Annotated in this window: 13 protein-coding genes; 7 read left to right on the forward strand and 6 right to left on the reverse strand. The window is 50.8% G+C overall.

Annotation, left to right across the window (positions count from 1 at the left end; translation table 11 throughout):
• Positions 1 to 70: 70 nt before the first annotated feature.
• The 3 genes from GJV52_RS00590 to GJV52_RS00605 form a co-directional block, all read right to left on the reverse strand.
• Positions 71 to 1,603 (reverse strand): pyridoxal phosphate-dependent decarboxylase family protein, encoded by a 1,533-nt coding sequence (locus GJV52_RS00590; RefSeq protein ID WP_095501801.1) that lies wholly within the window; start codon positions 1,601 to 1,603, stop codon positions 71 to 73.
• Complete coding sequence (locus tag GJV52_RS00595) at positions 1,603 to 2,976, reverse strand: diaminobutyrate--2-oxoglutarate transaminase (protein WP_095501802.1); 1,374 nt, start codon at positions 2,974 to 2,976, stop codon at positions 1,603 to 1,605. Before GJV52_RS00595 ends, GJV52_RS00590 begins: the two co-directional genes overlap by 1 nt.
• A 412-nt stretch (positions 2,977 to 3,388) precedes the next feature.
• A complete protein-coding gene (locus tag GJV52_RS00605) occupies positions 3,389 to 4,015 on the reverse strand; it encodes a hypothetical protein (RefSeq protein ID WP_154143185.1) in 627 nt (208 codons plus the stop codon).
• A gap of 337 nt (positions 4,016 to 4,352) precedes the next feature.
• Between GJV52_RS00605 and fumC the strand changes: the two genes are divergently transcribed.
• Positions 4,353 to 5,741, forward strand: a complete 1,389-nt coding sequence (gene fumC / locus GJV52_RS00610; protein WP_100562999.1) for a class II fumarate hydratase — start codon at positions 4,353 to 4,355, stop codon at positions 5,739 to 5,741.
• Between the two features lie 88 nt (positions 5,742 to 5,829).
• Here the strand turns inward: fumC and nrdD are convergent, their stop codons facing one another.
• The 3 genes from nrdD to GJV52_RS00625 form a co-directional block, all read right to left on the reverse strand.
• Positions 5,830 to 7,611 carry an anaerobic ribonucleoside-triphosphate reductase gene (nrdD, locus tag GJV52_RS00615; protein ID WP_100562997.1) on the reverse strand — a complete coding sequence of 594 codons (1,782 nt, stop codon included), beginning with the start codon at positions 7,609 to 7,611 and terminating at the stop codon, positions 5,830 to 5,832.
• A 39-nt stretch (positions 7,612 to 7,650) separates the two neighbouring features.
• Complete coding sequence (gene nrdG, locus GJV52_RS00620) at positions 7,651 to 8,181, reverse strand: anaerobic ribonucleoside-triphosphate reductase activating protein (protein WP_100562995.1); 531 nt, start codon at positions 8,179 to 8,181, stop codon at positions 7,651 to 7,653.
• 189 nt (positions 8,182 to 8,370) lie between these two features.
• The gene (locus GJV52_RS00625) at positions 8,371 to 9,762 is read right to left on the reverse strand and encodes a nucleobase:cation symporter-2 family protein (RefSeq protein WP_100562993.1); all 1,392 of its coding nucleotides are present in this window, start codon (positions 9,760 to 9,762) and stop codon (positions 8,371 to 8,373) included.
• Positions 9,763 to 10,263: 501 nt separating this feature from the next.
• Between GJV52_RS00625 and dapA the strand changes: the two genes are divergently transcribed.
• From dapA to GJV52_RS00655, 6 genes are all read left to right on the forward strand, one after another.
• Complete coding sequence (gene dapA, locus GJV52_RS00630) at positions 10,264 to 11,139, forward strand: 4-hydroxy-tetrahydrodipicolinate synthase (protein WP_095501808.1); 876 nt, start codon at positions 10,264 to 10,266, stop codon at positions 11,137 to 11,139.
• Between the two features lie 17 nt (positions 11,140 to 11,156).
• Positions 11,157 to 12,299: an outer membrane protein assembly factor BamC gene (gene bamC, locus GJV52_RS00635; protein ID WP_095501809.1), complete on the forward strand. Its 1,143-nt coding sequence runs from the start codon at positions 11,157 to 11,159 to the stop codon at positions 12,297 to 12,299.
• A 152-nt stretch (positions 12,300 to 12,451) separates the two neighbouring features.
• A complete protein-coding gene (locus tag GJV52_RS00640; RefSeq protein WP_095501810.1) occupies positions 12,452 to 12,697 on the forward strand; it encodes an NGO_0222 family membrane protein in 246 nt (81 codons plus the stop codon).
• Complete coding sequence (gene rdgB / locus GJV52_RS00645; protein WP_095501811.1) at positions 12,690 to 13,286, forward strand: RdgB/HAM1 family non-canonical purine NTP pyrophosphatase; 597 nt, start codon at positions 12,690 to 12,692, stop codon at positions 13,284 to 13,286. The genes GJV52_RS00640 and rdgB overlap by 8 nt, the downstream gene beginning before the upstream one ends.
• A gap of 54 nt (positions 13,287 to 13,340) precedes the next feature.
• The gene (gene hemW, locus GJV52_RS00650; protein WP_100562991.1) at positions 13,341 to 14,561 is read left to right on the forward strand and encodes a radical SAM family heme chaperone HemW; all 1,221 of its coding nucleotides are present in this window, start codon (positions 13,341 to 13,343) and stop codon (positions 14,559 to 14,561) included.
• Between the two features lie 177 nt (positions 14,562 to 14,738).
• On the forward strand, positions 14,739 to 15,128 hold the full coding sequence (locus GJV52_RS00655; protein ID WP_095501813.1) for a RidA family protein: 390 nt from the start codon (positions 14,739 to 14,741) through the stop codon (positions 15,126 to 15,128).
• Positions 15,129 to 15,204 lie beyond the last annotated feature (76 nt).

Here is a 15,204-nt window from a genome sequence, read left to right on the forward strand (position 1 = left end):
ACAAAAAAAAGCCGTCTGAAACAGGATTTGTTTCAGACGGCCTTTGGGCTTGATTACTTATATCAAAGCATTAATCAATCGGCGGCGTGTAGCTGCCCGCCTCAATCGCATCTTTAATGCGTTCAGCTTCTTGCTGCACTTGTGCCAACAGCTTTTTCACGTTCTCCAGCGTGGCAATCGGGCTGAGCAGGGTCATTTTCAATGATTGCACACCGCCGACTTTGGTGACACCGATATTGGCTTCCCCACGTGCGAACAATTCGTCGGCCACGTTTTGATTCAGGCTGTCGATGTGTTCAGCCGGATAGCCTTGCGGATTAACGCGGAACAAAATTGAGGCAAACTGCGGCGCAAGTGTCATTTCCAATTCGTCGGTGGCGTTGATGTGCTGCTCGACTTCTTTTGCCAGCTTAATGCCGTTGTCGATAATCGAACCGTACAGCGTTTCGCCCAAAGCTTCGATGGTGAGCCACAATTTCAAGGCATCGAAGCGGCGTGTGGTTTGCAGCGATTTCGACACCAAATTCGGCACACCGTGTTCGGCATCGTAAGCAGAATTCAGATATTCGGCTTCGTAATGAATAAAGCGGAAATCTGCTTCGTTTTTCAGCAAAAACGCACCGCAGGAAATGCTTTGGAAAAAGTGTTTGTGAAAATCAAGCGTCACCGAATCAGCCAACTCAATGCCGTCAATCATATGGCGGAACTCATTCGACAGCAGCAAAGCACCACCCCATGCCGCATCGATGTGCACCCACGCGCCGTGGCGGTCGGCTTCGGCGCGTACGGCTTTCAAATCGTCAATCGCACCGGCATCGGTGGTGCCCGCAGTGGCGACCACGCAGGCAATGATTTTGCCCTCGTCTGTCAAACGGTCGAGCGTTTGCGCCAATGCAGCGGTATCGATTTGGCCATAGCGGTTGGTCGGCACAGTGACCACCGACTGGAAGCCCATGCCCATCATCGCCATGTTTTTCTGTACCGAAAAATGCGCGTTTTCCGAGCAAACCACTTTCACTTTTTGTAGCGCATCGGGCGGCAAGCCATCGCGTTGCACGCTCCATTCGAGGCCGTCTGAAGTTTGCCAGTGTTTGGCAATGCAGGCATCGCGTGCCAGCAATACGCCCATCAGATTGGATTGCGTACCGCCGGAGGTAAACACACCCGCCGTGCCTTTGCCGTAGCCGAGCTTTTGGCGCAGCCAGTCGATCATCTGCACTTCCATCAATGAAGCCGCCGGGCTTTGATCCCATGAATCCATTGATTGGTTGGTGGCGTTAATCAACACTTCCGCCACTTGGCTCGCGACTAAGGTCGGGCAATGCAAATGCGCCAAAGAATGCGGATGATGTACCTTTAAGCTGTTGTTTAAAAATAGTTCTACCGCGCGTTGCAAGGCATCATTCAAGCCCAAACCGTTTTCAGACGGCCTAAACGATACTTTTTCACGCAATTGGCGAATGCTGCCGCCGGTGTACATTTTGTCTTCGTTTAACCACGCTGCCACCGCTTGCACCGCATCATTCATTGCCGCCTGATAATCGGCAACTGATTGCGGATGATTACACAGCAATGCGCGTTGGTGTTGTGCAAAATCTGCCATTATGCGCCCCGCACTTTCTTCAGCGCGTCAGCCAATGATTGGCGGAAGCGGCGCAAAAATTCTTCGCTCTCTTCGCGACTGATAATCAGCGGAGCCAAGATGCGCACGACTGTGCCGTTGCGGCCGCCGCGTTCCAGCAATAATTTATTGGCAAAGCAGGCTTTTTGAATTTCTGCTGCCAACTCGGCATCGGCCGGCAGCGAACCTATGTGGTCGGCAGGCAGACGCTCATCGACAATTTCAATGCCGATCATCAAACCGCGACCGCGCACGTTGCCGATACATGGAAATTCTTGTGCCATTTTGTTCAACTCGGCTTGAATGAAATCACCCTGCGTTTGCGCGTTTTGCGCCAAGTTTTGCGTTTTCATCACTTCCAGCGAAGCATAGCCGGTGGCCATTGCCAATTGGTTGCCGCGGAAAGTACCGGTGTGACCGGCCGGCTGCCAAGCATCAAATTCTTTTTTAATCGCCAACACAGCCAACGGCAAGCTGCCACCAACCGCTTTCGACATCACCACCACATCCGGTTCAATCTCGGCATGTTGGAAGGCAAACATTTTGCCCGAACGGCAGAAACCGGCCTGCACTTCGTCCACAATCATCAAAATGCCGTGTTTGGCGGTCACTTCGCGGATTTTTTTCAGCCATTTGGTTGGCGCAACCACCACACCGCCTTCACCCTGAATCGCTTCCAGAATCACCGCAGCCGGTTTCACCGCGCCGCTTTCCACGTCTTCGATGAAGTTTTCAAAATAATAAGTCAGCGCATCGACACCGGCTTCACCGCCAATACCCAGCGGGCAACGGTATTCATGCGGATACGGCAAAAACTGCACGCCCGGCATCAGGTTTTGCACCGCATTTTTCGCGCTCAAATTGCCGGTTAAGGCCAACGAGCCTTGGGTCATACCGTGGTAGCCGCCGGAAAAGCTGATGACATTGCCGCGTCCGGTAAAGGTTTTGGCCAGTTTTACCGCTGCTTCGGTGGCATCGGCACCGGTCGGGCCGCAAAATTGCAGGCGATAATTTTCTTTGCCGCCGGGGAAATGTGCCAACAAAGCTTCGGAAAACGCGTCTTTCAACGGCGTGGTGATGTCTAAGGTATGCAAGGGCAAACCGCTGGCCAATGTGTCTTGAATGCTTTGAATCACGGCAGGATGATTGTGCCCCAAGGCCAAGGTGCCGGCTCCGGCCAAGCAGTCTAAATAATCATTGCCTTCAACATCAGTCACCCAACAGCCTTGTGCTTTGGCAATTGCCAACGGCAATTTGCGCGGATAGCTGCGGACATTGGATTCCATCTCGTTTTGACGGGTTAAGTAATGCTCATTACTGGCATTGGAAATAGGATTTACAGGCGTAACGCTCATATCTGATTACCATCTCGGATAAGGGTTATCGGGCAGGAAAGATAAAAATGCCCTAAAGAACAGGTTTTACCGTTTGATAAAACCCCCACAATGGGTGCTAACAGCCAAAAGCTGCGCACCCCATGCAGTACGCGGTCTCGAATAGTATGCCGCCGATTATGACCATGGGTTGAATCGGTAGGTACTAAAAAGAAAAAACGCCCGGAATCGGCAAAACCGACCCGTAGCGTACTGGCAAGTGGGCGCAATGATACACCTTTTACAAAAAAAGGAAAGTATTTTTTTAGTATTTACTCCAACTTTTGTTGAAGTGTCATGCTAACGCCTTTTTGCTGTGGCTGAAAATGAATCACGGAAAGCAAAGACACCAGCGCAACAGAAATACCCGTCATTTCCATGCCTTCTTCAAATGTTACCAAAAGTTGATAATAAGCCTCTTCGCCGTAGCGAAAGCTCCACAATCCGGAAAGTGTTTCCATGCCCAGCGCTCCCGCAAAAAAATCACACCGCCTGCGATAATGCCGCGTGTGGCTCTTACAGGCAGACGACGGATAAACTTGAGCAATGATAAACCAATCAGCGCACTCACAATCAAACCCGGTACCACCCATAAAAAATGCGCGTAAATAGGCATATTTTCCTGTGCAGAACCCATTACCAATTGGCCCAATATCGCTGTGCTTTCATGCATTTGGGCAATTTCATCTAAAGAAGCTGCGGCTGCAACCAATGCTAAAAACACACCGCCGCGGCGTAAAAACCGATCATCCTTACCCAGAAACGCAATCAATACTGAAGCCACCGCAACACAAAACCACAAACTGCCGTTGTACCAAGTAGCAAAGCTTGATTCAACATTGACACCGAAAAAACGATGCAATCTAAACAGTAGCTTGCTTTCTAAATCCTGTCCTCCGTCTTCAGGCGCAATCAGTTGCAAACAGAAGCTCAATATACACACCAAAATATTGCTGCTGCAAAGCGTCCATAACACACGGTCAAGCAATCTGCTTTCCCGCTCCCGGCTAATGGTTGTCATTGTTGTCATTATATAAGTTCCAAGTTTCCAAACTCACCGACAACCATATAACAGTGGGATGATTACCGGTTAATCCGCTTTTTTATTGTTTTTTCACCACCAATAATGCCTGCTATAGAAAGGCATATCATGGTCTATCAACTTTATTGATATACAACAAACCGCCGACAAATATTTGCCGGCGGTTTGGCTGTATCAACTAGAGACCAAGTTCAAAAAAAATAGTTCAATCATTCTAAAAATAAATTGTTTTCAGACGGCCTTTTCACAACAAGCATGACTGGCTATAATGACTTTATGCGAATGGTTCGCATTTTAAATTAAGACAGGAGAAATCATGACTACCCGTACCGAACACGACACCATGGGCGATGTTGAAGTGCCGTCTGAAGCCTACTGGGGTGCGCAAACCCAGCGCAGCCGCGACAATTTCAAAATCGGCGGCGAAACCCTGCCTCAGCCGTTAATCTATGCCATGGCATTGGTTAAAAAAGCCGCCGCCGCGACCAATGTGTCTTTGGGTCGCATCAAAGCCGAGCAAGGCAATTTAATTACACAGGCAGCGGATGATGTATTGAACGGCAAACTCGACGACCAATTCCCGCTGGTGGTGTGGCAGACCGGCTCGGGTACGCAATCTAACATGAACATGAATGAAGTCATCGCCAACCGCGCCAATGAAATCGCGGGCAGCGGCTTGGCGGCCTATCAGCCTGTTCACCCCAACGACCACGTCAACCACGCGCAATCGACCAACGACAGCTTCCCAACCGCGATTCACGTTGCCGCCGCTATCGAAATCAACCGTCTGCTGATTCCGGCAGTCAAAGCCCTACGCGACACACTCGATGCCAAAGCCAAAGCGTTTGAACCGATTGTCAAAATCGGCCGTACCCACTTGCAGGATGCCACGCCGCTGACTTTGGGTCAGGAATTCTCCGGCTACGTTTCCCAACTCGACCACGGTTTAGGCCGTCTGAACGATGCCTTGCAAGGGCTTTATGAATTGCCGTTGGGCGGCACTGCGGTTGGCACCGGCTTAAACAGTCACCCTGAATATGCCGAAAAATCAGCCGCCAAACTGGCCGAATTATCCGGCTTGCCGTTTGTTACCGCGCCGAACAAATTTGAAGCCTTGGCCGGACGCGATGCCGCCGTGTACGCTTCGGGCGCACTGAAAACCTTGGCCGCGAGCTTAAACAAAATCGCCAACGATATCCGCTGGCTGGCTTCCGGCCCGCGCTGTGGCTTGGGCGAAATCAAAATTCCGGAAAACGAGCCGGGTTCGTCCATCATGCCGGGCAAAGTCAACCCGACCCAATGCGAAGCGCTGACCATGGTGTGCTGCCAAGTATTCGGCAACGATGTCACCATCGGCATGGCAGGCGCATCGGGCAATTTTGAATTGAACGTGTACATGCCCGTCATCGGCTACAACCTGCTGCAATCCATCCGCCTACTGGGCGATGCCTGCAACAGCTTCAACGAGCATTGTGCCGTCGGCATCGAGCCGGTACCGGAAAAAATCGACTATTTCCTGCACCACTCATTGATGCTGGTTACCGCCTTAAACCGCAAAATCGGCTATGAAAACGCCGCCAAAGTCGCCAAAACCGCGTATAAAAATGACAGCTCACTGCGCGAAACCGCCATTGAACTGGGCTTATTGAGCGGCGAAGAATTTGACGAATTGGTCGTGCCTGCCGATATGGTGCATCCGCGTTAAGAAACTTTGAATCATTTTTAAAACAAAGGTCTCAGGCCGTCTGAAATATTTACTTTCAGACGGCCTGAGACCTTTGTTTTAGTCAACATTACGCCGCTTGGCGGTGATAATGCCTTAAAGCATGCTCTTTCCGGCGACCGCTGCTGAAGGCCGATACGCGTTTGAGATAGCCGATGACGCGTGTGCCGTAGTCGATGTTGTGCGAACCGCAGTTGCTGCAGGCGTGTAAGGTGCGTTTGTCAATGTGGCCGCATTCGTTGCAGATGGTGATGCGCACGTTGACGCAGAAATAGTTGCAGCCGGTTTGTGCGGCAATATCAAGCAGCGATCGGTAGCCGCTTTTCGGCAGGGCTTCGTCTAAGTTCAAATGCAGGGCGGAGCCACCGTCGAGCCAATCGACCATTTCTTTGCCGTGCAGCAGGAATTTATCCAAGGCGTTGATTTCTTCGTCTTCCACCACATAGAAATAAGAGTTGTAGCAATCGCGGCTGACTTGATAGCCGTCGGCTTTGTCCCATTTGGCGTTTTTTACGCCGAGATTTTCCGCCGGCACGAATTCGGTATTGAACTTCACGCCGTAATGTTTGCTGGCGGCTTGATTGGCTTCAAAAATGGTTTTCAGACGGCCTTGCACAAACGCGACATAGTCTTCGTTGTAACCGACCTTGATGCCGTGAAACTCTGCCGCTTCGGCCATGCCGTTGATGCCGATGGTGAGAAACTGTTTATCCAGCGTGATAAAGCCTGCGTCATACACCGGCAACATGCCCGCGGCTTGGTATTCTTCCATCAACTTGCGGTAGGCATATTGGTATTGATGGATTTTCGCCACTTCCGCCGCCAAATCTCGCCCGTCTTGCTCCAAGCGGTTCATATTGATGGTGATGACGTTAATCGAACCGGTCGCCACGCCACCCGCGCCTAAGGTGTAGGAAAAGGTGCGGTCTTCGATGGCGTTGCGTAAGCGGCAGCACGAAGCCAGCGAATCAGGGTTATCCGATAAATACACGAAAAACGAATTGCCTTCTGCCAATTCCTGCGCCATTTCATCGGCAAACTGCGTGTCTTTGCACTTGCCTTCATCGGTGAGCATGGCAGCGGTAACGACAGGGAACGTCAACACGGCTTTGGTACGCTCTTGATTAAACCATTTCAGGAAAAAGTTTTGCAGCTTGGCCACACTGTGCCAATCGGGTTTGCTGAAATCGGGGAACACAAAATCGCCGAACATCGCTTCAAAATAATATTGGTCATACACCGAAATATTCCAAAACACACTTTGATAACCGCGTGCGGCAGCAGGCTGGTTGATGCTGTACACCACCTGCTGCAGATGATTGGCCACTTCATCAGCATGGGTTTGCAAATAATTGTCACCAAAATCACGGCGGGCAAAGTGATCGAAATAAGTCAGAAACTCCACCGTCGCCACCGCACCGGCAAATTGTGCACTGATGGCAAACACCAGATTCACGAAAGACCCGCAAAACGAAGCCAAATGCTTGGGTGCTTTCGATTCGCCGCCTAGCTTGGTCAGACCATCAAGCAAAAACGGATACAGCGTCACCGATACGCAATATGGTTTCAAGCTGGTTTCGTCATGCACATAAATTTCGTGCGCCTCGATTTGGCGGATGTATTCATCGGCTGCGCCCTGCCCGAACAATTCGGCAATCTTTCGTGACACCTGACTGCGGTTAATCTGCACGAAGAAATCTTTCATCAATTCCGCTTCCATCGTGGCGATGTTTTTCTGCGTGACATTGGCATTCGCGTCCATCTTCGAGCCATCGGCCGCATTGGCCGCGTGAATGTAGTCGTGCATAAAATTGAGCTTGCCGTTTAACTGATCGGGATGCAGCCGAATCATGTCGTTCTCCTAATAAAGTTGGTGAATAAGCAGCGGCGGTCAGGCCGTCTGAAAAAAGTTGGGGTGTGCCGGTGTGATGGCGAACGTTTTTTGCGGATGGTCTTTGATAAACCAGTGATTCAGCACTTCGCCTGTGTGTAAATCCGTGAACCGTTGATTGGTGGTCGGGCTGTCGAGTCCGCCCAATTCCCTCACCCAGCGGCCGGTTTTCAAATAATCCAAATGTTCAATCAGGCCGTCTGAAACCGCATTCAGCTCGGCACGTTCCAAACCGGTATAGAGACAGGTTTTCAATCCGGCGGATTGAACAAGCATTAAAAGCGGCAGCAATGATTCAGGCTGCCATTCACCACCCATAAACAACACGCAACTAATCAAGCCTTGATAGCGTTTCAGACGGCCTGCCAAATATTCGGCAGTTAACGCCTTGCCCAAACCGGCTTTCCAACTGTCGGCGCTATGGCAGCCCGGGCAGCGCAGTGGACAGCCCGCAATCAGGAATGCCAATGAAGTTTCATTCGGCACTTCCTGCCAGACGATGTGTTCGGTAGTAAAGGTGAGCGTTTGCATATTGGATGGTTAAATACTATATTTAGTGCGCATTTAATCACATTAATACCAAATATGGTATTTTTAAGTTTAAATCTGATTTTTGCTTAACATAGGAAATTTTTATAAGCATGATTTAACTTAACTAATTAATATAGAAAAAGGCCGTCTGAAACAATTGTTTCAGACGGCCTTTAATGTGCTTTTAAATTAGTGTTCCAAACTGTCGGTATTCACATGAATTGTGGCTTCGGTTTTGTCTTCCGGCAACACCAAGTTCAAAATCACCGCCATGATACCGCCGGCAGAAATCGAGTTTTGGAATAACACCGGCAGATTTTTAAACACTTCCGGCTCAAACGCCACGCCCAAACCGATGCCGACCGAAGTGGCTGCAATCACCGCTTCGCGACGGCGGATGCCGTTACTCACCAAAATGCGCACACCGGCAATCGCAATCAAACCGAACATCAACACCATCGCACCACCCAATACCGGACTCGGAATCGTAGTAAACGCGCGGCCAATCACGGGGAACAAGCCCAGCAAAATCAAAATTGCGGCAATGTATTTGCCCACATGGCGCGAAGCCACACCGGTCATTTGAATCACGCCGTTGTTTTGTGCAAACGTGGTCAGCGGCAACGAACCCAACGCGGTCGCAATCACCGACACCAAACCATCGGCTAACACACCGCCGCGCAGGCGTTCGGTGTATTCAGGGCCTTCAATCGGTTTGTCCGACACCATTGCCGTAGCGGTTAAGTCGCCCACCGCTTCAAACACGCTCAACAAATAAATCGCACCGGCCACGATAAACGCGTGCCAATCAAACGCAAAGCCATATTTAAACGGCACCGGAATGGTAATCAGTGGCAGGTTTTGCAGCGCGGAAAAATCCACTTTGCCCAAAAACAGCGCCACGATATAGCCTACAATCAAGCCCACGGCAATGCCGCTCATGCGCAACAGCGGGTTTTTCATACAGTTAAACAGCAACACGATAAACAACACCAGCGATGCCAAGCCCAGATTTTCCATCGAGCCGAATGTACCGTCCGCCTTGGCACCGAAGCCGCCGCCGAAATCGGTAATGCCGACGTGAATCAGGCTCAAACCGATCAACATCACCACCACGCCGCTCACAGTCGGCGTAATCACTTTTTTCAAATAAGGCAGCAGCCACGCAGAAAAACACACCAAAAACGCACCAACAAACGACACGCCCAACAGAGTCGAAATCATCGCGCTCTCAGTCAGGCCGCCCTCTTTCATGCCTGTACCCAAGGCAATCATCACGGTCACAAACGAAAAGTTGACCGACTGAATCGACAGCATACCCGAGCCAATCGGCCCGAAGCGGTTTACCTGCAAATAAGTGCCGATGCCGGAAGCCACCATCGCCATCGACACCAAATAAGCGGTCATTTCCACCGGCAGATTCAACGCACCGCCGACAATCAGTGCAGGCGTAATCATCGGCACAAAAATCGCCAGCAAGTGCGTAATGGCACTCAACAAAGCATTCATAAAAGGCGGTTTGTCTTCCAAACCATACACCAAATCAGGCGATTGAGCCTGTTTGTCCGTCACGTGCGCCATATCCATCCTTTAAAGTTAGTAATAAACAGATAATTTTTGTAAGGGCGAAATTGTATACAAGCTTTGACATTTGGGCAATTTTTCAGACGACCCGCAAGGTGTAATGGCATGTAATCGCAACACTGGCTAAATAATTGACTCAATTTGTTTTCTGATGCATCAATATTGGCAATTGATTGTTTGAGATTCTCAAATGATTCCGCCGTCACAAGATAAGTTTAGATGCATAGGAAGGATGCCAATATAAAGGCCGTCTGAAAGCCTATTACTTTCAGACGGCATAAGTACGTTTTTGAAGATTTAACACTTTTTAGCCTTGACACAAAAAAGCCCCAAATTCACAAGCAATTATATGTTTTTAATAAATTTATTCGTTAAAACCGCCCTAACACACCCATCCATTGCACGACCGTCTGTTTAAGCAGTGTTTCACAGCAACAACAAAGTAAGCTACAATCGCCGACATAACCGACCTCATCATTATCGAATAAAGGTTTCATTATGTTAAAAGGTAGCTTGGTTGCCCTGATTACCCCGATGAATCAAGACGGCAGCATTAATTTCGAACACCTGAAAAGCCTGATTGACTGGCACATCGACAACGGCACCGACGGCATCGTGGCAGTCGGCACCACCGGCGAGAGCGCAACATTAGATGTTGACGAACACTTGGCCGTGATTGAAGCCACGGTGAAACACGTCAACAAGCGTGTGCCTGTGATTGCCGGCACCGGCGCCAACAACACCGCCGAAGCCATCGCTTTATCGAAAGCCGCCGAAAAAGTCGGCGCCGATTACAGCTTGTCGGTGGTTCCTTATTACAACAAACCTTCACAAGAAGGCATCTACCAACATTTCAAAGCCATTGCTGAAGCCACTTCGATTCCGATGATTATTTATAATGTTCCGGGACGCACCGTGGTAAACATGACGAATGAAACCATTCTGCGCCTAGCCGAACTCCCAAACATTGTCGGTGTCAAAGAAGCCAGCGGCGACATCGGCCGCGACATCGAGCTGATTAACAACGCACCGGAAGGCTTTACCGTATTGTCGGGCGACGATCCGACCGGCATGGCCTTTATGCTCTCGGGCGGCCACGGTGTAATTACCGTTGCAGCCAACGTTGCACCAAAATTATTTGCCGATATTTGCCGTGCCTCATTGGCCGGCGACATTGCGGCGGCACGTCAACTCAATAACCAACTGATTCCAATCTACAACACCATGTTCTGCGAACCAAGCCCTGCCGCACCGAAATGGGCTGCCGCAGCATTGGGTAAATGTGAAGCGCATGTTCGCCTGCCTTTGGTTGCCCTGACTGAAGACGGTCAAGCCAAAGTACGCCGCGCATTGGAAGCAGCCAAACTGATTTAACCTCACAGGAAACCGAGATGACTTACCTCAAACCGATAGCCGTGGCTATCGCCCTGATTAGCCTGACCGCCTGCTCTAGCGGCAAAAAAGAGCAACCTAAGCTGGATTACCAAAGCCAAACACGCAAAATCGTGAATTTGGAAGTACCGCCTGACTTGACCAATCCGGATCAAGGCAATCTGTACAACCTGCCTGCGGGTAATGGTGCCGTGCGTGCAACCGAACTCGACAACCGCCGCAGCCGCACCCAAGCCACGCAGCAACCGGCCAACCAAGCCGTATTGCAATCGGTAAAAGGCGTGAGCTTAGAGCGCGACGGCAGCCAACGCTGGGTAGTGGTTGACGGCAAACAGCCGGCCGAATTGTGGCCATTGCTGAAAGCCTTCTGGCAAGAAAACGGCTTCGACATCAAATCGGAAGAGCCTGCCATCGGCCAAATGGAAACCGAATGGGCGGAAAACCGCGCCAAAATTCCGCAAGACACTTTACGCCGCTTGTTTGACAAAGTCGGCTTAGGCGGCATTTATTCAACCAGCGAACGCGATAAATTCATTATCCGCGTTGAAAAAGGCAAAAACGGCACCACCGATGTCTTCTTCGCCCACAAAGGCATGGAAGAAGTGTATGGCGACAAAAACAAAGACACCACCATGTGGCAGCCGCGCCCGAACGACCCGAATTTAGAAGCCGCTTTCTTGGCACGTTTCATGCAATATTTGGGCATGGACGAAAAGCAAGCTGAAAACGCTTTGGGTCAAAGCGTGGCACCACGCGCCAATGCCGGTGATTTGGCCAAAGTGGAAGGCCAAACCCTGCTGCTCAATGGCGACTACGACCGCAACTGGCGCCGCACCGCGCTGGCACTGGATCGCATCGGTCTGACCGTATTGGGTCAAAACGCCGAACGCCACGCCTTCTTGGTACAACAAGCGCCAACCGAAAGCGAAGCTGTGAAAAATCAAAAACCGGGCATGTTCAGCCGCTGGTTTGGAAAAGGCAAAAAAGCCGAAACCAAACAAGTGCAATACCCTGAGCTGATTGTTTACGTTGAGCCGGCGAATAATGGCGCACGCATCAGCCTGTTGAACAAAGACGGCAGCAGCTACAAAGGCAGCGATGCCTCCACCCTGATTGGTCGCCTGCATTCAGAATTACGTTAAACCATTCGTTCAAATGGATTAAACCGCTTTTGAATTCAATATTCAAAAGCGGTTTTGTTTGTCTATAGCAAGGACATCGGAAATGCAAATAGTTTCAGACGGCCTTCTGTATCCGCTATAATACGGCATTTCATTCTGCGGCAAGCCGGCTCATGAACCAACGCAAAACCTACCTACTCTGCATCGTCTTTTTTACCCTGCTGTTTATGGCCTTGGTGCTGCTGGGCAGCTATCTGCTTTCCATCGGCAGCAAACAATTTGCCGTGGCCGCATTTTTATTCGCATTTGCTGCCATCTTCGGCCAAATTGCCAGCTTGGCACTTTATCTGCGTTTAAAAGCCAAGATGCAATATATGCAGATGCAGGTGCAAGACAATCAAGGAAAAAACCATGTTTGACAAAATCGTTTTGGCCAGCGGCAATGCCGGCAAACTCAAAGAATTTTCCCGCTTGTTTGCCGAACACAATATCGACATCCTGCCGCAATCGCAATTTGACACACCCGAATGCCCCGAGCCATATTTCACCTTTATTGAAAACGCACTGACCAAAGCGCGCCACGCCGCCAAACACAGCGGCTTGCCCGCTTTGGCCGACGACAGCGGCATTTGTGCCAATGCTTTAGGTGGCGCACCGGGCGTATTGTCTGCCCGTTATGCCGGAGCCGACCCAAAATCCGATGCCGCCAACAACGCCAAGCTCTCTGCCGACTTGGCCGATAAAGCCGACCAAAGCTGCTATTACGTGTGCGTGTTGGTCTTCGTACGCCACGAACACGACCCGCAACCGATTATCGCCGAAGGCATTTGGCGCGGCCAATGGCAGCAACAACCCTCCGGCAGCAACGGTTTCGGCTACGACCCGCATTTTTACCTACCCGAACACGGCTGCACCGCCGCCGAACTCGCGCCTGAAGTCAAAAATGCTGTCAGCCACCGCGGCTTAGCGTTGCAAGAATTGCTCAAAAAAATCCAAGCCGCCATCTAATCCATTCAAACAAGCCGTCTGAAAGCTTTCAGACGGCCGCACACACTCCACACCATGACCCCAATCACCTTCAACCAAGCAGGCCAACTCACCGCTCTGCCGCCTTTATCGCTCTACATCCATATCCCGTGGTGCATCAAAAAATGTCCGTATTGCGATTTTAATTCACACAATATTTCGCGTTATCAACCACTTGCCACCATCACGCCCAAGCAAACTGCCCCAAGTGGTTTGCCCGAAGATGCTTATGTCGATGCCTTACTGGCCGATTTGCAAACCGAATTGCCCAATATTTGGGGGCGGCCGGTCGAAACCATTTTCTTTGGCGGCGGCACACCGAGCCTGTTCAGCGCGCAAGCCATCGACAGACTACTGAGCGGCGTACGTTCACTGGTGCGATTGCAGCCCAATGCAGAAATCACGCTCGAAGCCAATCCTGGCACATTTGAAATTGAAAAATTTCAAGGCTTTAAAGAAGCCGGCATTACCCGCCTTTCTATTGGCGTGCAAAGTTTCAACGACGAAATGCTGACCCGCTTAGGCCGCGTGCACAACAGCCGCGAAGCTTTAACCGCCATCGATACTGCCTTGAATTTATTTGATAAAGTCAATATCGATTTAATGTATGCGCTGCCAAACCAAACCGTTCAGACGGCCTTAAACGATGTCCGCACCGCCATCGCCACCGGCGCGAGCCACATCAGCGCCTACCACCTTACCATGGAACCGAACACCGCTTTCGGCCACACACCACCGCAGGGGCTGCCGAGCGATGAAAACGCTTTAGACATCGAAGATGCCGTGCATGCCGCGTTGGAGCACGCCGGTTTTATCCATTACGAAACCTCTGCCTTTGCCCGCGCCGGTATGCAGTGTCGCCATAATCTCAATTATTGGCAATTCGGCGACTACATCGGCATCGGCGCGGGTGCGCACGGCAAAATTTCCTATGCCGACCGGATCGAGCGCACCACACGCCGCCGCCATCCCAACGATTACCTTACCGCCATGCAAAGCAATCCGACTGATGGCATCGAGCGAAAAACCATTCAGCGCGATGATTTGGCCTTTGAATTCATGATGAACATCCTACGCCTGACCGACGGCGTGCCCGCGGCCATGCTGCAGCAGCGCACCGGCATCTCAACCGCCCACATCATGCCGCAAATCGAAACCGCGCGCCAAAAAGGCTTGCTCGAGCCTGACCCGACCGTATTAAAACCCACCGCACAAGGCCGCCTGTTTTTAAATGATTTATTGCAATGTTTTTTGTAGATAATTGATAAAACAAGATAAAGGCCGTCTGAAATTTATCCTTAAATTTTTTCAGACGGCCTTGATTCAAAACAGGCCGTCTGAAACGCAGTCAACCTCACCGCCCAGCTTCCTAAGCCACGCAAAATTTTGTATCATAACAGCCTATTCCAACTGCTTTTTTTCAGGAGAAACATCATGGCGAAAACCATCATTCACACCGACAACGCCCCTGCCGCCATCGGCGCTTACAGCCAAGCCGTGCGCGCGGGCGATACTGTTTACATGAGCGGCCAAATCCCGCTTGACCCGGCCACCATGCAAGTAGTCGGCGACGGCGATTTCCGTGCCGAAGCGGTGCAAGTGTTTAAAAACCTGCAAGCCGTAGCAGAAGCGGCTGGCGGCTCTTTGAGCGACATCGTTAAAGTCAACGCCTATCTGACCGACTTGGGCAACTTCGCCATTTTCAACGAAGTGATGGCCGAATTCATCCCCGAGCCGTTCCCAGCCCGCGCCGCCGTCGGCATCGCCAGCCTGCCTAAAGGTGTGCAGGTTGAAGCCGAAGCGGTATTGGTGTTAAACGCGTAAACTATTTATTTCAAAAATAAAGGCCGTCTGAAACGGCCTCAAGCAATATTGTTTTCAGACGGCCTATTTTTCTGTA

This window comes from Neisseria brasiliensis (assembly GCF_009671065.1).
Taxonomy (GTDB): Bacteria; Pseudomonadota; Gammaproteobacteria; order Burkholderiales; family Neisseriaceae; genus Neisseria; species Neisseria brasiliensis.

Coding starts and splice junctions, on each gene's coding strand:
- GJV52_RS00590 (WP_095501801.1), bottom strand. CDS start 1,603: ATGGCAGATTTTGCACAACACCAACGCGCATTGCTGTGTAATCATCCG.
- GJV52_RS00595 (WP_095501802.1), bottom strand. CDS start 2,976: ATGAGCGTTACGCCTGTAAATCCTATTTCCAATGCCAGTAATGAGCAT.
- GJV52_RS00605 (WP_154143185.1), bottom strand. CDS start 4,015: ATGACAACCATTAGCCGGGAGCGGGAAAGCAGATTGCTTGACCGTGTG.
- fumC (WP_100562999.1), top strand. CDS start 4,353: ATGACTACCCGTACCGAACACGACACCATGGGCGATGTTGAAGTGCCG.
- nrdD (WP_100562997.1), bottom strand. CDS start 7,611: ATGATTCGGCTGCATCCCGATCAGTTAAACGGCAAGCTCAATTTTATG.
- nrdG (WP_100562995.1), bottom strand. CDS start 8,181: ATGCAAACGCTCACCTTTACTACCGAACACATCGTCTGGCAGGAAGTG.
- GJV52_RS00625 (WP_100562993.1), bottom strand. CDS start 9,762: ATGGCGCACGTGACGGACAAACAGGCTCAATCGCCTGATTTGGTGTAT.
- dapA (WP_095501808.1), top strand. CDS start 10,264: ATGTTAAAAGGTAGCTTGGTTGCCCTGATTACCCCGATGAATCAAGAC.
- bamC (WP_095501809.1), top strand. CDS start 11,157: ATGACTTACCTCAAACCGATAGCCGTGGCTATCGCCCTGATTAGCCTG.
- GJV52_RS00640 (WP_095501810.1), top strand. CDS start 12,452: ATGAACCAACGCAAAACCTACCTACTCTGCATCGTCTTTTTTACCCTG.
- rdgB (WP_095501811.1), top strand. CDS start 12,690: ATGTTTGACAAAATCGTTTTGGCCAGCGGCAATGCCGGCAAACTCAAA.
- hemW (WP_100562991.1), top strand. CDS start 13,341: ATGACCCCAATCACCTTCAACCAAGCAGGCCAACTCACCGCTCTGCCG.
- GJV52_RS00655 (WP_095501813.1), top strand. CDS start 14,739: ATGGCGAAAACCATCATTCACACCGACAACGCCCCTGCCGCCATCGGC.